The organism is Pseudomonas mangiferae (assembly GCF_007109405.1).
GTDB lineage: Bacteria > Pseudomonadota > Gammaproteobacteria > Pseudomonadales > Pseudomonadaceae > Pseudomonas_T > Pseudomonas_T mangiferae.
Window position 1 is genome coordinate 447,117 of sequence record NZ_VJOY01000001.1, and the last position, 21,436, is coordinate 468,552.

Consider the following 21,436-nt stretch of genomic DNA (forward strand, 5'->3'; position numbering starts at 1 on the left):
GGCTCAGGCGCGCACGTCGATGGTGTTGCCCAGGTGCGGCGGGTTGCTGGCAGGCTGCGGGATCGCCTCGATCAGCGCCATGGCGCCCTGGGCCTGCATGTCGATGGCTTTCTTCAGGGTCAGGACCGAGACGTCCGACGACAGTTGCGCATCTTTCGCCGCGATGATGTCGCCGGCACTGGCATTGCTGGCGTTGCCCACCGCCGCGCTGGCAGTGGCACTGGCCTGGGAAACGGCGCTGGCGATACGGGAAATGTCCATGGTGGATTCCTCCTCGGAAGGGCGGAGAGGCCTGCAAGGTTCGACCCATCGAACCCGCCTGGTGGTTTCGGCCCTATCGGCCAATACGGACGCTTCTTGACCGCTGTCCGATGAAAGGTCGTGATGGAACGCGCGTTTTCTTCCTTGGGCGCCCGGGAACAGGCCTCGGGAGGGCCACGGGTTATGACAACTACCCGTCGATCAGGCTAGGCTAGGGCCCTTTGTCACCGTCAGGGAGTTGCACATGTCCAACGAAGCGGACACGGTCACGCCATTGCATGCCCACGAGGCGCGCATTCTTGGTTGCCTGATCGAGAAACAGGCCGCGACGCCGGAAGCCTACCCCCTGACCCTCAACGCCCTGGTCCTGGCCTGCAACCAGAAGACCAGCCGCGAGCCCCTGATGAACCTCACCCCCGGCCAGGTCGGTCAAGGCCTGCGTGCCCTCGAAGGCCACGGCCTCGCCCGCCTGGTGATGGGCAGCCGCGCCGACCGCTGGGAACACCGCGCCGACAAGACCCTGGAACTGGTGGCGCCCCAGGTGGTGCTGCTGGGCCTGCTGCTGTTGCGCGGGCCCCAGACTCTGGGCGAACTGCTGACCCGCAGCGCGCGCCTGCACGACTTCGAAGACCTCGACCAGGTCCAGCATCATCTGGAGCGCCTGCGCCAGCGCGGTCTCGTGGAGCAGGTGGGGCGCCAGTCCGGCCAGCGCGAGGATCGCTACGTAACCACCCTGGCGGACCCGGCGGATACCCAGGCCCTGCTGGCGACCCGCCCGGAGCGCAGCGAACGCGCCGAGCGCGGCGCCCCGGCGGACAGCCGCCTGGACGAACTGGAAGCCCGCATCGCCGCCCTCGAGGCACGCCTGGCGGCCCTGGAGAACCCGGCCTGATGCGGCGCGCCCCGGGCCTGCTGCAGCGCGTCCCCAACGCGACCCGACCCGCCTGGCACAAGGAACCGGCCAGGCCTTCCCGAACAGGAATCGTTCCGTGACACCGTCTTCACCTTCCTCGGCGAGCCACGCCGACGTGTTCATCGGCGACAGCGAGATGGCCGAGCTGATGCGCCGCCACGACTGGGCGGCCACTGCCCTGGGCCCGCCCGAGGCTTGGCCCGAGTCCCTGAAACTGGCACTGCGCATCCTGCTCACGTCGCGCTTCGACATGTGGATGGGCTGGGGACCGGACATCCATTTCTTCTACAACGATGCCTATCGCCCGACCCTCGGCATGAAGCACGCCACGGCCCTCGGCCGGCCGATGCGCGAGGTCTGGGCGGAAGTCTGGGACGCGGTGCGGGACCGGGTCCAGACCGTCTACGAGCAGGGCCTGTCCACCTGGGACCGCGACCTGCTGCTGATTCTGGAGCGCGCTGGCTACCCGGAGGAAACCTACCACACCTTCTCCTACAGCCCGCTGCTGGACGACCAGGGCCAGGTGGCCGGGCTGTTCTGCGCCGTGGCCGAGGAAACCGAGCGCGTGGTCAGCGAACGGCGCCTGGCGTCCCTGCGGGAGCTGGCCGCCGCCCTCAACGGGGTGGACGACCGCGAGGACCTGTTCCGCGCAGTGGCCACCGCCCTGGGCGGAAACCCCCACGACCTGCCCTTCACCCTCACCTATGTCTTCGATCAGTCGGAGGTCGCGCACCTGGCGTGCACCAGCGGGATAGAGCGGGATCACCCCTACGCCCGGCAGATCGTCGGCCTGGAGGCGCGGGGAGAATGGCAGCTGGAACGCATCCTCGAAGGCGAAAGCCTGGAACTGGCCATTCCCCCGCAGGCCGTCGCCCTGCCCTGCGGCGCCTGGCAACGGCCGCCGCGCAAGGTGGCGCTGATCCCCATCGCCGGCCAGGGCGCTGGCCGGCCCCTGGGCTTCCTGGTGGTGGCGCTGAACCCGTTCCGCCCTCATGACACCGACTACCCGGGCTTCATCGGCTTGCTGGCCGGGCAGATCGCCTCGACCCTGGCCAGCGTCGACGCCTACCAGGCGGAGCGCTTGCGGGCCCAGACCCTCACCGAGATCGTGCGCATGCGCAAGCAGGCGGCGGAAGCACTGCGGCGGGCCAACGCCGGGCTGATCGCCGAGGTGGAGCAGCGCACCGCCGAGCGCGACCACCTGCACCGGCTGTTCCAGCAGGCGCCCAGCTTCATCTGCGTGCTGCGCGGCCCCGAGCATGTCTTCGAGCTGACCAACGACGCTTACCTGGACCTGGTCGGGCACCCTATCCAAATCGGGCAGACGGTACGGGAAGCGCTGCCGGAGATCGCCGGCCAGGGTTTCTTCGAGCGCCTGGACGAGGTCTACCGCAGCGGCCAGGTCTACGTCGGCCGCAACGTCCCCATCGTGCTGACCCGCCAGCCCGGCGGCATGCCGGAAACCCGCTACCTGCACTTCATCTACCAGCCGATTCTCGACGCCGACGGCTCGGTGTCCGGCATCTTCGTCGAGGGCAACGACCTCACCGAGCAGATCAACGCGGAAGCGGCGCTGAAACGGCTCAACGAAACCCTGGAAGCCAAGGTGGCCGAACGCACCGACGCCCTGGCCCTGGCTCTACGCGACCTCAAGCGCGAGGCGGCTGAGCGCGAGGTGGTGCAGGAAGCCCTGCGCCAGGCGCAGAAGATGGAAGCGGTCGGCCAGCTCACCGGCGGCATCGCTCACGACTTCAACAACCTGCTGACCGGCATCCTCGGCTCCCTGGACCTGATGCAGCGGCGCATCGAGACTGGCCGCGGCCAGGACCTGGAGCGCTACATCGAGGTGGCCACCGGTGCCGCTAACCGTGCCGCGGCACTGACCAACCGCCTGCTGGCCTTCTCCCGCCGCCAGCCCCTGGCGCCCCGGCCGGTGGATGCCAACCAGTTGGTGGCGTCGATCCAGGACCTGCTGCTGCGCAGCATCGGCGAGACCATCGCCCTGGAATTCCACACCGCCCGCGACCTCTGGCAGACCCGCTGCGACTCCAACCAGCTGGAGAGCGCTCTGCTCAATCTGGCCATCAACGCCCGGGACGCCATGCCCGACGGCGGCCGCCTGGTGATCGAGACGCGCAACGCCCCGCTGCGCGAGCCGCTGAACAGCGGCGGCCAGCAACTGCCGGCCGGCCACTACGTATGCATCAGCGTGGTCGACTCCGGCACCGGCATGCCCCGGGACGTGTTGGAGCGGGCCTTCGAACCGTTCTACACCACCAAGCCCATGGGCCAGGGCACGGGCCTGGGGCTGTCCATGGTCTATGGCTTCGCGCGCCAGTCCGAGGGTGGCGCCACCATCGACTCCAACCCTGGCAAGGGCACCCGGGTGAGCCTCTACCTGCCCCGTTACCTGGGCCCCGCACCCACACCTACCCCGCCGAGCGGTAACGGCCTGCCCGACGAGCAGGCCAGCGGTGACGTGGTGCTGGTGGTGGAGGACGAGCCGGCGGTGCGCGAGCTGGTGGTGGAAGTGCTGCATGACCTGGGCTGCAGTACCCTGGAGGCGGTGGACGGGCCCAGCGGCCTGCGCATCGTCGAATCCTCGCAACCGCTGGACCTGTTGATCACCGACATCGGCTTGCCAGGCCTGGACGGCCGCCGGCTGGTGGAGCGGACCCGCGCCCTGCGCCCGGACCTGCGCATCCTGTTCATGACCGGCTATGCGGAGAACGCCACCTCGGCCAGCGGTTTCCTGGAGGACGGCATGGACCTGCTGACCAAGCCGTTCGGCCTGGAGGACCTGGCCCAGAAGATCCGCGAGCTGCTGGGCTATGCCACGGCCGAAGCCCTGGAACCCAGCGAGCCCTGATCCAAGCGGTACGGGGGATCTGCTTCACCTGCTCCACCGGGCGACCCGATGGTTCGCCGCGCAACGGCTGTGGGCTACGGGCGTTTTTTGATCACTCGCACTCCGGGTCTGACACCGCACGGCGATTCGAACGCAGCCCCGCCTTGCTGCGGCCTGGTGTCACGGCCATTGCCAGCCATCTGTGGATAATACCGGGTAGCTGCGCTGGAGAGTTGGCGCGGTCTAAGCCCATTCAGCGCCATGGGCGAATCACATCACGCCATAGCGGCAGAAAAAAGGTACGCCCGTACCTCATTCGTGGTGAAATCAGCGGCTCGAAAGAGGCCTGCCAGGGCAGCCAGACACCTGCATCCAAGAGCGATGGAACTCAAACCGCGAAAAACAGTCCATCGCCCTCCGCTTGCAGTGGCAACTTCCTCTTTCGCCGGACGCTCAGGTGGGCTATTTTCGCTCATCCTTTTTTTCGGGGCAGGACCTTGGAACGTTTAACACGCTTTCGGAGCGGTATCGAAGGGCTGGATACGCTGCTGAAGGGAGGGCTCGTCGCGGGTGCTTCCTACATCATCCAGGGCCGCCCCGGCTCCGGCAAAACCATTCTCGCCAACCAGGTCGCCTTCAACCATGTGCGTGAAGGCGGTCGGGTGCTGGTCGCCACCCTGCTCTCGGAAACCCACGAGCGGCTGTTCCAGTTCCTCTCGACCCTGAGCTTCTTCGATCCCAATCGGATCGGCGCGGAAGTCCAGTTCGTCAGCGCCTTCGACACCCTGGAGAACGAGGGGCTGGACGAAGTGGTCAAGCTGCTGCGCCGGGAAATCAGCCGGCAGAAGGCCAGCCTGCTGATCGTCGACGGCCTGCTCAACGCCCGCTCTCGGGCGGAAAACACCATCGACACCAAGAAATTCATCTCCGAACTGCAAGGCCATGCGGCCTTCGCCGGCTGCACCGTGCTGTTCCTCACCAGCTCCCGGCTGGACGAAGGCAGCCCGGAGCACACCATGGTGGACGGGGTGATCGAACTGGGCGAAGAACTCTGCGGCGTGCGTTCGGTTCGTCGTATCCAACTGCGCAAGACCCGCGGCAGCGGTGCCCTCTCCGGCCTGCACGACTGCGTGATCACCGACGACGGCCTGGTGGTTTACCCACGCCTGGAAAGCATGCTCAGCCGACCCACCCGTCCCGACAGCGCCGACCTGACACGGGTGCGCAGCGGCGTCGGCTCCCTGGACTCGCTGATCGGCGGCGGACTGCCCAGCTCCTCCGTCAGCCTGGCCATCGGTCCGTCCGGCATCGGCAAGACCAGCTTCGGCCTGCACTTCCTCGGTCAGTCCAGCCAGGAGGAGCCGGGCCTGCTGTTCGGCTTCTACGAGACGCCCCAGCGGGTGCGCCTGAAAGCCCGCTGCATCGGCCTGGACTTCGATTCCCTGATCGAACAGGGCGCCCTGGACATCCTCTGGCAGCCCTCCACTGAGGGCAACATCGACGCCGTCGGCGCCAATCTGCTGCGGCAGGTGGAAGCCCGCGGGGTCAAGCGCCTGATGATCGACAGCCTGGGCGGTATGGCCCGCCTCGCCTCCACGCCCGGCCGCCTGGTCGAGTTCTTCTCAGTTTTGATGAACGAGCTGCGAGCCCGTGGTGTCACTGTCTTTGCGACATGGGAGATGCGCGATCTGTTCGGTTCGGACATCCATGCACCAGGCCCTGAGTTGTCCAGCATCGTCGACAACCTGTTCCTGATGCGCTTTGTCGAGCTGAACTCGGAACTCAAGCGGCTGCTGTCCATTCTTAAAATGCGCGACAGTTTTTACGATTCCTCACTCTTCGAAGTCGTCCTGAACGAACATGGCATCGATCTCAGCAAGGCATTCAAAAACGCAGCCACGGTGCTCTCAGGTTCCGCTATCCCGTTGCCTACCGAATAAGGTCGTAAGTAATAAGAACGGCCAGCCATGACGATCCTGATTGTCGATGACGAATATCTGATAGCCGATATCCTGGCGTTCGCGCTGGAGGACGAAGGCTACATGGTGGTCAAGGCCAGCAACGGCCGCAAAGGCCTGGACGTGCTGGAGCGCGAGCGCCCGCAACTGATCATCACGGACTTCATGATGCCGGTCATGGACGGGCTGGAGTTCGCCACCGCAGTGAAGGCACGGCCGCAGTCCGCGGAGATGCCCATCATCCTCATGAGCGGCGCCCAGGGCAGCGTGGGCCGTGCCAACGAGCACCTGTTCAACGCAGTGTTCGACAAGCCCTTCGACATCTTCGCGGTGGTCGCCAAGGTCCAGGAACTGATCGGCCCACCGTCGTAGTCGTCCAGGCGCATCCGTGGATGCGCCCTCTTCCCTTCCTTCAGATCACATGAGCCTCGTGCAGCGCGGTCAGGGCCTCGGCCTTGAGCGCCGCCAGTCGCGGGTCGCGCCGGTCCCGGGGCTGCGACAGGTCCACTCCCAGGCTGTGGCGGATGCGGCTGGGGCGATTCTCCATCACCAGCACCCGGTCGCCCAGGTAAAGCGCCTCGTCCACGTCGTGGGTCACCAGCAGCAGTGCGATATGGTGTCGCTGGGCCAGGTCCAGCAACAGGTCCTGCAGCTTCATGCGGGTGAATGCATCCACTGCGCTGAAGGGCTCGTCCAGCAGCAGCAGCGCCGGCCGGCCATACAGCGCCCGGGCGATGGCAGCCCGCTGGGCCATGCCGCCGGACAGGCGCTTGGGCAGCGCCTCGGCGAATCCGTCCAAGCCCACCTCGGCGATGAGGATGTCGACCCGCTGCCGGTCGCAGGCCGCGCCGTCGGCGAAGCCGATGTTCTGCGCCACCGTCAGCCAGGGCATCAGCCGCGGTTCCTGGAACACGAAAGCCACCGAAGCCTGGTCCGGCGAGGCGCGCTGCAGCTCGCCGTCGAACTGCCGTTCCAGGCCGGCGGCGATGCGCAGCAGCGTGCTCTTGCCGCAACCGCTGGGGCCCAGCAGGCTGACCCGCTCGCCCCGTTGCAGGCGCAGGTGGATGTCGCGCAGCACGGTGGCGCCCGCATAGCGTTTATGCACCACCCGCACGTCCAGCAGGACATCGTTCATGACCGCACCTCCCCCTGCTGCTCGCCCAGGGTGTCGCGCCAGCCCAGGCAGCGGCGCTCCAGCCCGGCCAGCAGGCCGTCGCTGAGTTTGCCCAGCAGCGCCAGGACGACGATGGCGGCCAGCACCAGGTCAGGCCGCGAGGTTTCCCGGCCATCGCTGAGCAGGTATCCCAGGCCGCGGGTGGCGGCAATCAGCTCGGCAGCCACCAGGAACATCCAGGCCAGGGCGAGCCCGCTGCGCAGGCCGGTGAAAAGGCCCGGCAGGGCCGCTGGCAGGAGGATGCGACGGGTCAGGCGCAGCGCGCCGAAGCCATACAGGTGGCCCACTTCCACCAGCTTGCGGTCGATGCCGCGGATCGCCGCGACCCCGTTGAGGTAGACCGGGAAGAACGCGCCGATGGCGATCAGGACCACCTTGGAACGCTCGTCGATGCCCAGCCACAGCAGCAACAGGGGCACCCAGGCCAGGCTGGGGATCGCCCGCAACGCGGCGAAGGTCGGCTCCAGGTAGCGCTCCGCCTCCCGGCTGAGGCCCACCCAGACGGCGAACACCAGCGCCAGGCCGGCGCCGATGGCGAACCCCAGGGCCACCCGAGCCAGGCTGGCACCGATGTGCTTCCACAGCGGGCCATCGGCCAGTTCGCCCAGGGTCAGCAGCACCTCGCTGGGCGCGGGCATCTGGTAGGCCGGTACCCAGCCCAGGCGCGCGGCCACTTCAAGTGTCGCCAGCAGGGTCACCGGCAGGACCAGGCCCTTGAGCCTCGGCCCCAGGGTGCGCCAGGCGCCCTGCAGGATCGCCCGGCGTCGCCCCGTGGGCCAGGCGCGGGAATCGGCGCTCATGGCTGCGCCCGTCGGACGGATGCGTGGGTCATGGCGCCACCGCGGCGCGGGCGAAACGCGGCTCGATCAATTGCTCCACCACCGTATCGACGTTCACGCCCCGGCGTACCAGCCCTTCCGATACCAGGATCGGTGCCGCGGCCTTGAGGGCGGTCACCTGCCGCTCGCCGGGCAGCGGGTCGCTGAAGTCGGTGCGTTGCAGCTGCAGACGCGCCACCTCCAGCGGCAACCCGGACGCCTCGGCCAGCAGCTTGGCCAGCTCGTCCGGGTGCTCCAGCGCCCAGTGGCGGGCACGCTCGTAGGCGCGCAACACCGTTTCGATGGTCTGGGGGTGAGCGGTGGCGAAAGCCTCGGTGACGTTGAGCACGCCGTAGCTGTTGAAATCCAGGCTACGGTAGAGCAGGCGCGAGCCGGCCTGCAGCTCGCTGGCGGCCAGGTGCGGGTCGAGGCCGGCCCAGGCGTCCACGTCGCCCCGCTCCAGGGCCACCCGGCCGTCCGGGTGCTGCAGGTGGACCAGCTCCACGTCATCCTTGCCCAGCCCGGCCTGCTGCAGCGCACGCAAGGTGAACAGGTAGGGGTCGGTGCCCTTGGTGGCGGCGATCTTCTTGCCCTTCAGGTCGGCCAGGGATTTCAGCGGCGAGTCCTTGGCCACCGCCAGGGCGGTCCATTCCGGGCGGCTGGCGATGTAGACGGTCTTCACCGGGCTGCCGTTGGCCCGGGCCAGCACGGCGGCCAGTCCGGCGGTGGAGGCGAAGTCGATGCTGTCGCCATTGAGGTATTCCAGGGAGCGGTTGCTGCCCTGGCTCAGCACCCAGTTCACCGGCGTACCGGGAAACGCCTGCTCCACCCAGCCGAAATGGCGCAGCACCAGGCTGGTGGGCGAGTAGTAGGCGTAGTCCAGGCGGATGGCCGCGGGAGCCTCCTCGCCATGGGCCAGGGGAGCGCTCACGGCCGCGGGCAGCAGTGCACTCAGCAGGCCAAGGGTGCGCCAGGCGCGTCGGGATACGGTGGAGACAGTCTGGAACAACGTGGGCACGGGCAACTCCTCGATACCGGTGTCGGAAGGACGGAAGCGTCCCGGCTCCCGTTGCAGCGGCCATGCCAAGGGGCGAAGGCCCCGGCGCGCCGGGTTTTCGCTCGAATGGAAGCCGTACGAGGCGCTGCCTGGCGGACATGGCTGTGGAACGACTGTTGCCCGGCCAACAGTGCGCCGTTCGGCGCGACCGGTTTCGAAGCGGGCCCAAGGCGGGTTTATAGTGACCCCGTCCGTACGCCCCAGACGTTCTCTCGCCGTCATGACCAGTCCCGACCGAAACACCGAATCTCACCCCGCCACGCCCCGCTCCCCGTCGGCGCGCCTCACGCCCGGCGAATTGCTCGCCTCTCTGGAAACCACCCTGCGCCTGCATCCGGGCGGCCCGCTCTGGCTGTTCGCCTACGGCTCGCTGATCTGGCGGCCGGAATGCCCGGCCGTGGAGGCCCGCCGCGCCCGGCTGCATGGCTATCACCGGGGGCTCTACCTGTGGTCGCAGATCCATCGCGGCACCCCGGAATGCCCGGGGCTGGTGCTCGGGCTGGACCGCGGCGGTTCCTGCTCGGGGTTCGCCTACCGGCTGCCCGACGAAGACCGCGACGCTCACCTGCTGGCCCTCTGGCAGCGGGAAATGCCCGACGCCGCCTACAAGCCGAAGTGGCTGACCTGCCGCCTGGACGACGGCAGCCGGGTGCCGGCGCTGTGCTTCGTGCTGCGCCGGGACCAGCCCTGCTACGCCGGCAGCCTGCCGGACCACGTGATCAGCCAGGTGTTCGCCGACGCCCGCGGCCACTACGGCAGCACCCGCGATTACGTGGAGCAGACCGTTCGCGCGCTGCGCACCCACGCCATGCCGGACCGCCGCCTGGAGGCCGCCCTCGCCCGCTGCTGCCAGCGCCAGGAAGCCTGAACGGGCGGATTCGCGGCGCACGCGGCGAAATCTATCGCCGCGATAAAATCGGCCCGGTTGATCGGCCATGGCCATTCGGCCAGATTCGAGGCGCCCGCGCTGCCGCAGCGCCCGCCATCGACCCGAGGCCTACCATGCTGTCCAGAATCTCCATCAAACAGTCATTGCTGCTGACGTTCGGCATCATCCTGGCCGCCATGCTGGGCCTGATGCTCTACCTCTACCTGTCCCTCAACCGCATCCAGGGTACCGTGGAATCCCTGGTGGACCGCAATGTCAGCCTGCTCAGCGCCATCTCCGACCTGCGCTACACCACCGTCACCTACCGCCGCTTCGCCCTGGACTACGGCCTCACCACCGAAGAGGCCGAGCACCGCACCATCAAGGCGAAGATCGACGCCAACGACGTCGCCGTGGAGCAATCCCTGGTCAACATGGAGCGCCTGACCCGGGACACGAGCCTGACTGGCCAAGTAGCCGACATCCGCCGGCGCCTGGCCGACTACAAGGCCATGCAGACCCATTACGTGGACCTGGTGGATGCCGGCGACATCGCCCGCGCCCGGGTGGAAATCCTCACCAACATGCTGGTGCCCTTCGACGCCATCGTCGGCCAGCTCAAGGACATCCAGGTGCGGATCATCGAGGACGCCAATGTCCTGCGCCGGGACGAGGTGTCGCTGATCGCCCGGATCACCTACGCCACCCTGGGCATCGGCCTGTTCATGGGTCTGTTCATCGTCGCCATGGCCCGCACCATCGGCCGCAAGATAGGCCGCCCCCTGGCCACCCTGAACCAGCAGATGGAGCGGGTCGGCAGTGGCGACCTGGGCCACCCCCTGGATCTCGCGTCCTTCGCCCACGACGAGCTGGGCACCGCGGCCCGTACTTTCGCCGGCATGCAGGGCGGCATCACCCGGCTGATCGGCGACATCCGCACCGGGGTCGATACCCTGGAAGGCTCGACCCGCCGGGTCAATGCGCTGTCGGTCCAGGCGGCGGACGTGCTGCGCAGCCAGCGCAGCGAGATCGAGCAGATCGCCACCGCCATGAACCAGATGGAATCCAGCTTCCAGGACGTGGCGCGCACCACCGTGGAGGCCGCCAGCGCCGCCGAACAGGCGACTCGCGAGAGCCGCACCAGCCATGGCGTGGTGCAGCAGGCCACCCAGCATGTGGAACGCGCCGCCGAAGGCATCGAACAGGCCGACGCCGCCAGCCAGGCCCTGCAGGGCGACAGCGCCAGCATCGGGCGGATCACCGACGCCATCAGCAAGATCGCCGAGCAGACCAACCTGCTGGCGCTGAACGCCGCCATCGAAGCGGCCCGGGCCGGGGAACAGGGCCGCGGCTTCGCCGTGGTGGCCGACGAAGTGCGCACCCTGGCCAAGCGTACCCAGGACTCCATCGTCGAGATCACCACCCTGATCACCGCCCTGCAGAACCGCAGCGGCCAGGTGGGCGAGGCGATGCAGAGCAGCCAGTCGATCATGCGCGACAGTGTGCAACAGTCCCGGGAGGCCAACCGCTCCATCGAGCGCATCGACCAGGCGGTGAACGGCCTGTCGTCCATGAACGACCAGATCGCCTCGGCGGTGGAGGAACAGTCCGCGGTGGCCGCCGAGCTGAATCGCAACGTGTCCAGCGTCAGCGCCGCCTCGCTGCGGGTTGCCGAAGGCTCGTCGGAGACCCTGGAGGCCAGCGCCCGCCTCACCGCCCTGGCCGGGGAATTGCGCCAGGCCATCGACCGGTTCCGCCTGTGAAGCGACCGGGGACGCGGCGCGTCATGCGCGTCGTGTACCGCCGGCATGATGGGCATGCGCAGTGGAGGGCTGTTCACTCACAGTGACCGACCGCCTTTCGACGGGGACCCCGCCCAGGCGCCCGCTTTTACCGGGCCAGACCTAGGGCTCGGCCCGGCTGGCGGTCAGCCACTCGCGCCCCTTGAGCATCAGGTCGAAGTACACCCGCGGCATTACCCGGGTCTTCAAGGCCCAGGCACTGCACCGGGGAACCCGCGGGTCGCCGGGGAAACTGGGCAGCAGGCGGCCGCCATAGCCGAACTCGGCGAGCACCACCCGCCCCCGCTCCACCGTCAGCGGGCACGCGCCATAGCCGTCGTAGCGCGCCCGTGGGGCCTCGTCGGCCAGGGTGCGCAGGAGGTTCTCCGCCACTACCGGGGCCTGCTTGCGCACCGCCGCCGCGGTCTTGGCGTTGGACGCGCCGATGATGTCTCCCAGGCCGAAGACGTTGGCGAAGCGGGGATGCTGCAGGGTATAGGGGTCCACCTCCAGCCAGCCCTCGGGATTGGCCAGCGGGCTGGTGCGCACGCTCTCCGGCGGGCGCTGGGGCGGCACGGCGTGCAGCAGGTCGAAATCGCGCTGCACCAGGCGGCTGCCGTCGCCGTCGACGACCCGGAAAGTGGCGCGCCGGGCCGGGCCGTCCACCGCCACCAAGGTTTCGCCAAAGTTCAGCCGGGCGCCGTAGCGCTCCACGTAGCGCATCAGCGAGGGCACGAAAGCCTCGACGCTGAACAGCGCGGTGCCGGCGCTGCAGAAATCCACCTGGATGTCCCCCAGCACGCCCTCGCGCCGCCACCAGTCGCAGGACAGGTACATAGCCTTCTGCGGGGCCCCGGCGCACTTGATGGGAATCGGCGGCTGGGTGAACAGCGCGCGGCCCTGGCGCAGCTCGCGTACCAGCTGCCAGGTGTAGGGCGCCAGGTGGTAGGCGTAGTTGGAGGTCACGCCGTTGCGCCCCAGGGTCTCCTCCAGCCCCTCGATGTCGCCCCAGGCCAGTTCCAGCCCGGTGCATACCGCCAGGGTGCGGTAGCGCAGGCGGCTGCCGTCGGCCAGCAGCACACGGTTGGCCAGGGGGTCGAAGGCCCGTACCGCCTGGCGAATCCAGGTGGCCCGCTCGGGGATGCAACGGCGCATCGGCCGCTGGGTGAAGTCCTGCTGGAACATGCCGGCCCCCACCAGGGTCCAGCCGGGCTGGTAGTAGTGCTGCTCCGAAGGCTCCAGCACGGCGATGCGCAGGAACGGCGCGCGCTTGAGCAGACTGGCGGTCACCGCGCACCCGGCGGCGCCGCCGCCCACTACCACCACGTCGTACTCCATCGGCCCGCCCGGGACGCTGCCGTTGCGAATCGCCGCGGTGCGGCGGGCCTGCAGGCGCGGGCGCAGCTGTGGCAGGTCGAAGCCGGCCAGGGCCAGCCGGTTCAGCAGCGCATCGGCCTCGTAGCGTGGCGCCTCGGCCAGGGCCCAGAGGGTGGCCAGGGCCTGGGCGTCGTCGCCATAGAGCACTGCCGGCCCGTTGCGTTCCAGCTCCTGGGCCAGGGCATCGGCGAGGCTGTCGGTCAGTTGCGGGCCGTGGAGCGGCAGGGGATGGTAGTCGAGGCCGTTCAGGCCCGCTTCCTCGGCCAGGGGCAACTGGGCGCTCGCCCCCGAGTGCAGGTCGATCAGCAGGCGGAACCGCTGGGCGCCCAGGGCCTGGAGCGTCTCCGGCTCCAGGCGCGTGGCGATGAAAAGGAAGGGGGTGAGGCGTTGCAAGGCTTCCATGCTCGGACATCCTGTCTGGGAAGAGGAAGCCCACAGCGTAGCCGCTGCAGGTGAATTTTCCTTTGTCGCCCTTCACAGACCGGGCACGCGGTCCTCAGCCGCGCTTGTTCAGCCAGCGCGCCAGGCGATCGCCCCCGAACTGGATCAGGGTCACCAGCAGCACCAGGACGATGATCACCGTGAGCATCACCTGGGTATCGAAGCGCTGGTAGCCGTAGCGATACGCCAGGTCGCCAAGGCCTCCGGCCCCGATGGCGCCGGCCATGGCCGAGGAGTTGATCATGGTCACCAACGTGATGGTGAAGCCGCCGACGATGCCCGGCCGCGCCTCCGGCAGCAGCACGTTCCAGACGATGTGCCGCCGCTGGCAGCCCATGGCCTGGGCCGCCTCCACCAGGCCATGGTCCACCTCCCGCAGGCTCACCTCGGCGATCCGCGCGAAGAACGGCGTGGCCGCCAGGGTCAGGGGCACCACCGCAGCCCACACGCCGTAGCTGGTGCCGACGATCAGCCGGGTGAAGGGAATCAGCGCCACCATCAGGATCAGGAACGGGATCGAGCGCAGGACGTTGACCACGCTGCCCAGGACCCGATTCAGCGGCAGCGCCTGGAAGATCCCGCCCGGCCCGGTAGTGACCAGCACCAGGGCCAGGGGCAGGCCCACGGCGAGGACGACCAGCGAGGAGGCGCCGATCATCAGCAGGGTATCCAGCAGCGCGTGCAGCAGGCGCTCAGACAGGGACGACATAACCCAGCACCTCCACGTGATCCGCCAACCCGTGCAGCCGGGCCGGGACGTCCTCGCCATCGTCGCCCACCTGCAGCAGCAGGCGGCCATGGGCATGGCCCTGGATGCGCTCGACCCCGCCCTGCAACAGGATCACCGGCGCCCCCAGGGCTTGGGTGATGGCCAGCAGGTCGGGTTCGCGCCGGCCGGCGCCGGTGAAGCGCACCTCCAGCAGCAGGTCGCCGGGCTCGGCCGGACGGCGGCTCTGCAGGCGCCCCTGGACGTCCTCGGGCAGGCCCCGCTCGCGTTCCCCCAGCAGGGTCCGGGTCACCGGATGGGCCGGGTCGCCGAACACCTCCCACACCGCGCCCTGCTCGACGATGCGGCCCTTGTCCAGCACCACCACCCGGTCGCAGACCTCGCGGATCACCGCCATCTCGTGGGTGATCAGCACCACGGTCAGGCCGAAGCGCCGGTTGATGTCCCGCAGCAGCGCCAGGATCGACTGGGTGCTCTCCGGGTCCAGGGCCGAGGTGGCCTCGTCGCAGAGCAGCACGTCCGGGCGGTGCACCAGGGCCCGGGCGATACCGACCCGCTGCTTCTGCCCGCCGGAGAGCTGGGCCGGGTAGGCGTCGTGCTTGTCCTGCAAACCCACCAGGCCCAGCAGTTCGTCGACCCGTTCGCGGACCCGGGCCGGCGCCACGCCCGCCACCTTCAAGGGCAGCGCCACGTTCTGCCAGACGGTCTTCGCCGACATCAGGTTGAAGTGCTGGAAGATCATGCCGACCCGCCGCCGCAGCCGTACCAGCTGGGCGGCGTCGAGGGCGGCGATGTCCTCGCCGTCGATCAGTACCTGGCCGCGGCTGGGGGATTCCAGGCGGTTGAGGGTACGGATCAGGGACGACTTGCCGGCGCCGCTGCGGCCGATGATGCCGAAGATTTCCCCGCGGCGGATCGACAGGTCGATGTCCTGCAGGGCTTCCACCGGGCCGGCGCCGCCGGCGTAGGTCTTGCCCAGGCCCTGCAGGCGGATGTGCGGCGCCTCCAGGGCAAGGTTTCGGTTGAAGCTCACCATGTGTCAGTTCCGTGGATGCAGAGAACGGCCGGGCCTGCCGGCCCGGCGCCAGGGGTCATTCCCAGCCCGGCTGGTAGAGCGTGCCGTGGGCCTTGTCGAGGGCCGCGCGCACGGCCGGGGAATGCTGGTAGATATCGATGAAGCGTCCCAGGCGGCCGTCATCCCGGTAGTCGCTACGGGTGACGAACTGGATCACGTAGGCGCGGTTCTCGATGCCGTCGAAGAGCAGCGCCTTTTCCGGGTCGATCACCCCGGACAGGCGGATGTAGTGGGGATAGCCCTGGGCCAGGTCCACGTCGTCCAGGGCCCGCGCCAGCTGCACCGCCTCCAGCTCGATGATCTGGATGTGCCGCGGGTTGTCGACGATGTCGTCCAGGGTGGCCTTGTAGTCCACGCCGTCCTTGAGCCGGATCAGGCCGGCCTTCTGCAGCAGGAGCAGGCCGCGCCCGCCGTTCACCGGGTCGTTGGCAATGGCCACCTTGGCGCCCTCCGGCACCGCGGCGAGGTCGGTGTACTTCTTCGAGTACAGGCCGACGTTGTTGATCACCCCGGGGGCGAAAGGCTTCAGATCGAAACCGCCCTCCTTGCGGGCATTCTCCAGGAACGGGATGTGCTGGAAATAATTGGCGTCGATGTCGCCGTTGGCCAGGGTGATGTTCGGCGCGTTCCAGTCGCTGAACTCCACCAGTTCCACCTGGAGGCCCTGGCGGGCCGCCTCCTCCACGGCCACTTCCAGGGGCGGCGCGAAGGCCGCTGTGGTGCCGATCTTCAGGGTGTCGTCGGCCTGGGCCAGTGCGGAGGCCGCCAGCAGCACGCCAAGGGTCAGGGTCTTCATGTACTCGAGCATCTGTCGCTCCCGGTAATGCAAGGAAAGGGATGAGGGCTGGAGACGCTCCAGTGGTCGTTGTCGGCCCAGTCAGCCGTGGCGTCGCAGGGCCGCCTCGGCGGGGCGCCAGCGGGCGCCCGCGTGGTTCCCGGGCAGGTGCGCATGGCCGGCGCCGAACAGCTTCTCCCGCAGGGTGCCCTCGGCGTAGGCGGTTTTGTAGGCGCCCCGGCTCTGCAGTTCCGGCACCACCAGGTCGATGAAGTCGGCGTAGCTTTCCGGCTCCACCAGGCGGGTCAGGTTGAAGCCATCCAGGCCGGTCTCGGCGATCCACGCCTCCAGCTCGTCGGCCACCTGCACCGGGGTGCCCACCAGGGTGACGTAGCGCCCGCCCAGGGCCATCTGTTCCAGCAGCTGGCGCACCGTGGCGTCGGTACGCGCCACGGTCAGGCTCTTCACCACCGATTCGATGGCGTTGTTCTTCTCGTAGCGGATCGGCTCGTCCAGGCCATAGCGGGCGAAGTCGATGCCGGTGGTGCTGCTGAAATGGGCCAGGCCCGCCTCCGGGCTGGCGTAGCGCCGGTAGTCGTCGTACTTGTCCCGCGCCTCCGCCTCGGTGGGAGCGACGATCACGCACAGGCCCATGAACACCTTGACGGCGTCCGCCGGCCGGCCCTGCTCCACGCAGGCGGCGCGGATGCGCTCCACCAGCCGCCGGGTGCTGTCGCGGCTCTGCCCGGACACGAACACGCATTCGGCGTGGCGCGCCGCGAAGCCCAGGCCGCGGTCGGAGGACCCGGCCTGGAACAGCAGCGGCGTGCGCTGCGGCGACGGCTCGCAGAGGTGGTAGCCGTCCAGCTGGAAGAATTCCCCCTGGTGGCGGATGCGATGCACCTTGTCCGGTTGCGCGTAGACCCTGCGCTCGCGGTCGGCCAGCACCGCGCCCTCCTCCCAGGACCCTTCCCAGAGCTTGTAGAGGACTTCCAGGTATTCCTCGGCGCGGTCGTAGCGGCGGTCGTGCTCCAGTTGCCGGCCCTCCCCCAGGGCCCGGGCGGTGCTCTCCAGGTACCCAGTGACGATGTTCCAGCCGACCCGGCCCTCGGTCAGGTGGTCGAGGGTGGAGAAGCGCCGGGCGAACGGGTACGGCGCCTCGTAGCTGAGGTTGGCGGTGAGGCCGAACCCCAGGTGCTGGGTCACGTGGGCCATGGCCGAGACCAGCATCAGTGGGTCGTTGACCGGCAGCTGGATGGCCTCCCGCAGGGGCAGGTCCACCGACTGCTGGTAGACGTCGTAGACGCCGAGGATGTCCGCCAGGAACAGGCCGTCGAACAGCCCGCGCTCCAGCAGCGTGGCCAGCTCGGTCCAGTGGGACAGCTTGCGGTAATCGGTGGAGCGGTCCCGCGGGTGGGTCCACAGGCCGTGGTTGATGTGGCCGACGCAGTTCATGCTGAAGGCATTGAAGCGCATCTGTTTCTTCGCCATGGCGAGGTCCTCAGAGCGTGCCGCGACGGGGCGGCAGGCGATCGTTCAGGTAGTAGTCGCCCACCGCGTGGTACTTCCAGCGCACCGGGTCGTGCAGGGTGTGGGTGCGGGCGTTACGCCAGTGGCGGTCCAGGTTGTCCTGGGCCAGGCAGCCGCGGCTGCCCGCCAGCTCCAGCAGCTTGCTGCCGGCCGACAGGGCGATCTCGGTGGTCAGCGCCCGTGCCTCGGCCACGGCGATGGAGGCGGCGGCCACCCGCTCGGCGTCCGGTGCCTCGGTGGCGGCGTCCAGGTACTGCCCGGCCCGCTCCAGCAGCGCTTCGGCGGCGTGCAGGCGGATGCTCAGGCGGCCCACCTCGTGGATCGCCAGGGGGTCGTCGGCGGCTTTTTCCACGCCGGCGTCCACCCACGGCCGCGAGCGCTCGCGGATGAATACCAGGGCATCCTCGTAGGCCGCCCGGGCGATGCCGACGTCGATGGCGGCGTGGAGGATCTGGGCGAACGGCCCCACGGTGGTGGGCCGCTCGAAGGCGCTCTGGAACGGCACCACGTCGTCGTCCGCCACCGCCACCCCGTCGAACAGCACCGTGCCGCTGCCGGTGGTGCGCTGGCCGAAGCCCGACCAGTCGTCGATCACTTGCACCCCCGGCGCCTGGCGCGGAATGTAGGCGAACTGCTGCACCCCGTCGTCATCGATCACCGAGGTGGGAATGCGCTGGGCATACAGCGCGCCGGTGGCGTAGAACTTGCGCCCGTCGACCCGCAGGCCGTCACCCTGGCGGCTCAACCGGGTGGTGCGGTCGCTGGCGGTGCGGGTGCCGAACTCCGCCAGGGCATTGCCGAAGCGCGCCCCCTCCAGCACCTCGGCATAGAGGCGACGCTTCTGCGCGTCGGTCCCGTTCACCCGCAGCACTTCCAGGGCATAGAAGTGGTTCTGCGGAATCTGCCCCAGGGAGCTGTCGGCGGCGCTGATGATCGCCACCACCTGGGCAAGGGTCACCCGCGACACGCCGGCGCCGCCGTACTCCCGGGGCACCACGATCCCCCACAGGCCGCTGCGGCTGAAGACCTCCAGCTCCTCGTGGGGCAGGCGCCGCTCGCGGTCGCGCTGGGACGCGTCGCTGCGGAACTGGCCGGCCAGGTCCCGGGCGACCGCCAGGGCGTCGGCGTCATCGCGGATCAGCGCTGTGGCGGGCGCGGTGGCGGGTTGAAACGATTGGGCAAGGCTCATCCGGAGCACTCCTCAGATCCAGGAATGCCGCGCCGGACGCGCGCCATTCAGGTGATAGTTGCCGACTGCGTGGTATTTCCAGCGCACCGGATCGTGCAGGGTGTGCACCCGGGCATTGCGCCAGTGGCGGTCCAGGTTGAATTCGGCCAGGGTGGCGCGGCTGCCGGCGAGTTCGAAGAGCTTCTCGCTGGCCAGCAGGCTGATCTCGGTGGTGAGGACCTTGGCCTCGGCCACGGCGATGGACGCCCGTGCGGCCGCGTCGGCATCGATGGGCTGGGCGGCGATCTCGTCCAGCACCCGGCCGGCCCGTTCCAGCAGCGCATTGGCGGCGTGCAGTTCGATCTGCAGACGGCCCACCTCGGCGATGGTGTAGAGCTCGTCGGCGGCCCGTTCCACGCCGGCGTCCACCCACGGCCGCGCCCGCTCCCGGACGAAGGCGATGGTGTCATCCACCGCGGCCTGGGCGATGCCGGCGTCGATGGCGGCCTGGATCAGCTGGGACACCGCGCCCTGGATACTCGGGACGTCCGCCAGGCGGCCGTTGTGGATCAGCATGTCCGCCGCCACCGGCACGTCGTCCAGCAGCACCGTGCCGCTGGCGGTGGTGCGCTGGCCGAAACCGGACCAGTCGTCGACGATGCGCAGGCCGGGGGCGCCGCGCTCGACGAACACCATCACCGCACGGTCCTGCTCATCGAGGGCCTTCACCGCCACCCAGTGGGCGAACAGCGCGCCGGTGGAATAGAACTTCTCGCCAGTCACCCGGTAGCCGTCGGCGCTGGCCACGACCCGGGCGCGCACGTCCAGGGTGTGCCGGGTGTTGCGTTCGGGCCCGGCATTGCCGATCCGCCGGCCCCCCAGCACGCCCTCGAACAGGGTGCGTTTTTGGGCCTCGCTGGCCACGTTGTCGATCACGTTGAGAATGCCGAAATGGTTCTGCGGGATCTGCCCCAGGGCCGGGTCGGCGGCGCAGATGATGCGGAACACCTCGGCCAGGGTCACGTAGGACACCTGGGCACCCTCATAAGCGCGGGGAATACCGATGCCGCCGAGGCCCAGGCGGGTAAACAGCTCCAGCTCGCGCCAGGGCAGTTGGCGTTCGCGGTCGCGCAAGGCCGCTTCCTCCCGGGCGACACGGGCCACCTCGTGAGCGGCCTCCAGCGCCTGGGCATCGTTTTCGATTCGCGCCGCCGGCAGTAACGGTGGCGCCTGGTCCCGAAAATCCTTGGGTTCGGTTTCGCTGTGCATACGCTTGAACGACCTTTCGTTGATGCGGCGTCGCAGCGGCGACGCCACGGGTGCCGGCGTGCGGGCCGGGTCCGTTTCGCGGTGCCGCGGCTGACCACGGCGCCCGACCCGGCCTCGGCTAGCTGAAAGCAGCCGCGTCCGGATCGACGAAAGCGTCAATGCACAGGCCGTGCCTGAAAATAAAACCCTTATTAAACAGATAGATAGGAAAAAAACCCAACAGTTGCCCCTGGCCGGCGTGCAACTGAATGCCTGGCAACTGTTGCTGAGCCAACAGTTACCAGGGTGAAACGGACGGAAAACCGGGGAAACCGAGAGCCTGCGGGGCGCTAGGACGAGACAGGCGTGCGACGGGGGTGTTGCTGGCGCAGCAGTCGATCAGCACAACTGCGCCGCATCACCTATCGCGTAAGGGGCGGGGTCGGCTGGCGGGGGCTCAGCAGTCGCTGCCCACGCCGCTCTGCAGGTTGGCCTGGGTGACGTTGCTGCCAGCCGGCACGCCGCGGGTCAGCCAGACATTGCCACCAATGGTGGACCCCTGGCCGATGGTGACGCGCCCGAGGATGGTGGCGCCGGCGTAGATCACCACGTCGTCCTCGACGATGGGGTGGCGTGGCTGGCCTTTCTGCAAGTTGCCCGACTCGTCCGCCGGGAAGCGCTTGGCGCCAAGGGTGACCGCCTGGTAGATGCGCACCCGGTCGCCGATGATGGCGGTTTCGCCGATGACCACGCCGGTGCCATGGTCGATGAAGAAGCTCTCGCCGATGCGCGCGCCCGGGTGGATATCGATGCCGGTAGCCGAATGGGCGATCTCGGCGATGATCCGCGCCAGCAGCGGCAGGCCGGCCTGGTACAGGTAATGGGCGATGCGGTGGTGGATCACCGCGAGAATCCCCGGGTAACACAGCAGCACCTCGTCGACGCTGCGCGCCGCCGGGTCGCCCTGGTAGGCGGCCAGCACGTCGGTGTCCAGCAGGCGGCGCAGGGCCGGCAGGGTCGCGGCGAACTCGCGGACGATGCCCAGGGCCTCGGCGTCGCTCCGGTCGTCCTCGGCGCCCTGCTGCCGCGCGCTGTAGCGCAACTCCTGGCGCACCTGCTGAAGCAGTGCGGTCAGGGCGGCGTCCAGGGTGTGACCGACGTAGAAATCCTCCCCTTCGGCGCGCAGGTCGTTGGGGCCCAGGCGCATGGGGAACAGGGCCCCGCTCAGGGCCTCGATGATCTGCGCCACGGCGGTGCGCGACGGCAGGTCGCGGGCGCGTCGGTCGAGGTTGCGGCGATGGCTGCTGCGCCAGTCCTCGCGGGCTTCGCGTAGCTGCGCGACGATCTGGCCCAGTTGCCAGTCGGCGCTGTCCGGCGTGGCGAGGGATGACGGGGCGGATTCGGCAGGATGGCTCAT

18 protein-coding genes and 1 pseudogene are annotated in these 21,436 nt (G+C 68.9%); 7 read left to right on the forward strand and 12 right to left on the reverse strand.

Annotated elements, in window-relative coordinates; genetic code table 11:
• Positions 1 to 3 precede the first annotated feature (3 nt).
• The gene (locus FM069_RS01670) at positions 4 to 261 is read right to left on the reverse strand and encodes a YjfB family protein (RefSeq protein WP_143486465.1); all 258 of its coding nucleotides are present in this window, start codon (positions 259 to 261) and stop codon (positions 4 to 6) included.
• A gap of 244 nt (positions 262 to 505) precedes the next feature.
• Between FM069_RS01670 and FM069_RS01675 the strand changes: the two genes are divergently transcribed.
• The 4 genes from FM069_RS01675 to FM069_RS01690 all read left to right on the forward strand — a co-directional run bounded on the left by FM069_RS01675 (position 506) and on the right by FM069_RS01690 (position 6,352).
• The gene (locus FM069_RS01675; RefSeq protein WP_143486467.1) at positions 506 to 1,153 is read left to right on the forward strand and encodes a YceH family protein; all 648 of its coding nucleotides are present in this window, start codon (positions 506 to 508) and stop codon (positions 1,151 to 1,153) included.
• Positions 1,154 to 1,250: 97 nt separating this feature from the next.
• Positions 1,251 to 4,043: a response regulator gene (locus FM069_RS01680; RefSeq protein WP_218570269.1), complete on the forward strand. Its 2,793-nt coding sequence runs from the start codon at positions 1,251 to 1,253 to the stop codon at positions 4,041 to 4,043.
• A gap of 476 nt (positions 4,044 to 4,519) precedes the next feature.
• On the forward strand, positions 4,520 to 5,962 hold the full coding sequence (locus FM069_RS01685; protein ID WP_143486469.1) for an ATPase domain-containing protein: 1,443 nt from the start codon (positions 4,520 to 4,522) through the stop codon (positions 5,960 to 5,962).
• Between the two features lie 27 nt (positions 5,963 to 5,989).
• Positions 5,990 to 6,352 carry a response regulator gene (locus tag FM069_RS01690; protein ID WP_143486471.1) on the forward strand — a complete coding sequence of 121 codons (363 nt, stop codon included), beginning with the start codon at positions 5,990 to 5,992 and terminating at the stop codon, positions 6,350 to 6,352.
• Positions 6,353 to 6,392: 40 nt separating this feature from the next.
• Here FM069_RS01690 and FM069_RS01695 read toward each other — a convergent pair whose 3' ends face one another.
• From FM069_RS01695 to FM069_RS01705, 3 genes are read right to left on the reverse strand one after another with little or no spacing between them, the layout of a single operon-like run.
• The gene (locus tag FM069_RS01695; protein WP_143486473.1) at positions 6,393 to 7,115 is read right to left on the reverse strand and encodes an ABC transporter ATP-binding protein; all 723 of its coding nucleotides are present in this window, start codon (positions 7,113 to 7,115) and stop codon (positions 6,393 to 6,395) included.
• A complete protein-coding gene (locus FM069_RS01700) occupies positions 7,112 to 7,954 on the reverse strand; it encodes an ABC transporter permease (protein WP_143486475.1) in 843 nt (280 codons plus the stop codon). The genes FM069_RS01695 and FM069_RS01700 overlap by 4 nt, the downstream gene beginning before the upstream one ends.
• Positions 7,955 to 7,982: 28 nt before the next feature.
• On the reverse strand, positions 7,983 to 8,930 hold the full coding sequence (locus FM069_RS01705) for an aliphatic sulfonate ABC transporter substrate-binding protein (RefSeq protein ID WP_407681550.1): 948 nt from the start codon (positions 8,928 to 8,930) through the stop codon (positions 7,983 to 7,985).
• Positions 8,931 to 9,249: 319 nt separating this feature from the next.
• On the opposite strand from FM069_RS01705, the gene FM069_RS01710 reads away from it, so the two are divergent.
• The 3 genes and pseudogenes from FM069_RS01710 (at position 9,250) to FM069_RS22205 (ending at position 11,660) form a co-directional block, all read left to right on the forward strand.
• Entirely contained in the window at positions 9,250 to 9,897 is a 648-nt protein-coding gene (locus FM069_RS01710) for a gamma-glutamylcyclotransferase (RefSeq protein ID WP_143486478.1), read from the forward strand.
• Between the two features lie 134 nt (positions 9,898 to 10,031).
• Positions 10,032 to 10,796 (forward strand): annotated as a pseudogene (locus FM069_RS22200) (MCP four helix bundle domain-containing protein); the annotation flags it as partial.
• A complete protein-coding gene (locus tag FM069_RS22205; RefSeq protein ID WP_407681551.1) occupies positions 10,797 to 11,660 on the forward strand; it encodes a methyl-accepting chemotaxis protein in 864 nt (287 codons plus the stop codon).
• 141 nt (positions 11,661 to 11,801) lie between these two features.
• Here FM069_RS22205 and FM069_RS01720 read toward each other — a convergent pair whose 3' ends face one another.
• The 8 genes from FM069_RS01720 to epsC form a co-directional block, all read right to left on the reverse strand.
• The gene (locus FM069_RS01720; RefSeq protein ID WP_143486481.1) at positions 11,802 to 13,457 is read right to left on the reverse strand and encodes a bifunctional protein tyrosine phosphatase family protein/NAD(P)/FAD-dependent oxidoreductase; all 1,656 of its coding nucleotides are present in this window, start codon (positions 13,455 to 13,457) and stop codon (positions 11,802 to 11,804) included.
• A gap of 94 nt (positions 13,458 to 13,551) precedes the next feature.
• Positions 13,552 to 14,205 (reverse strand): methionine ABC transporter permease, encoded by a 654-nt coding sequence (locus FM069_RS01725; protein WP_143486483.1) that lies wholly within the window; start codon positions 14,203 to 14,205, stop codon positions 13,552 to 13,554.
• A complete protein-coding gene (locus FM069_RS01730) occupies positions 14,189 to 15,259 on the reverse strand; it encodes a methionine ABC transporter ATP-binding protein (RefSeq protein WP_143486485.1) in 1,071 nt (356 codons plus the stop codon). Before FM069_RS01730 ends, FM069_RS01725 begins: the two co-directional genes overlap by 17 nt.
• A gap of 55 nt (positions 15,260 to 15,314) precedes the next feature.
• The gene (locus FM069_RS01735; protein ID WP_143486487.1) at positions 15,315 to 16,106 is read right to left on the reverse strand and encodes a MetQ/NlpA family ABC transporter substrate-binding protein; all 792 of its coding nucleotides are present in this window, start codon (positions 16,104 to 16,106) and stop codon (positions 15,315 to 15,317) included.
• 69 nt (positions 16,107 to 16,175) lie between these two features.
• Entirely contained in the window at positions 16,176 to 17,564 is a 1,389-nt protein-coding gene (locus FM069_RS01740) for an LLM class flavin-dependent oxidoreductase (protein ID WP_143486489.1), read from the reverse strand.
• A 10-nt stretch (positions 17,565 to 17,574) separates the two neighbouring features.
• Entirely contained in the window at positions 17,575 to 18,792 is a 1,218-nt protein-coding gene (locus FM069_RS01745; RefSeq protein ID WP_143486491.1) for an SfnB family sulfur acquisition oxidoreductase, read from the reverse strand.
• Positions 18,793 to 18,804: 12 nt separating this feature from the next.
• Positions 18,805 to 20,040, reverse strand: coding sequence for an SfnB family sulfur acquisition oxidoreductase (locus tag FM069_RS01750; RefSeq protein ID WP_143486493.1), 1,236 nt, complete (start codon positions 20,038 to 20,040; stop codon positions 18,805 to 18,807).
• Between the two features lie 436 nt (positions 20,041 to 20,476).
• Entirely contained in the window at positions 20,477 to 21,436 is a 960-nt protein-coding gene (gene epsC, locus FM069_RS01755) for a serine O-acetyltransferase EpsC (protein ID WP_143486495.1), read from the reverse strand.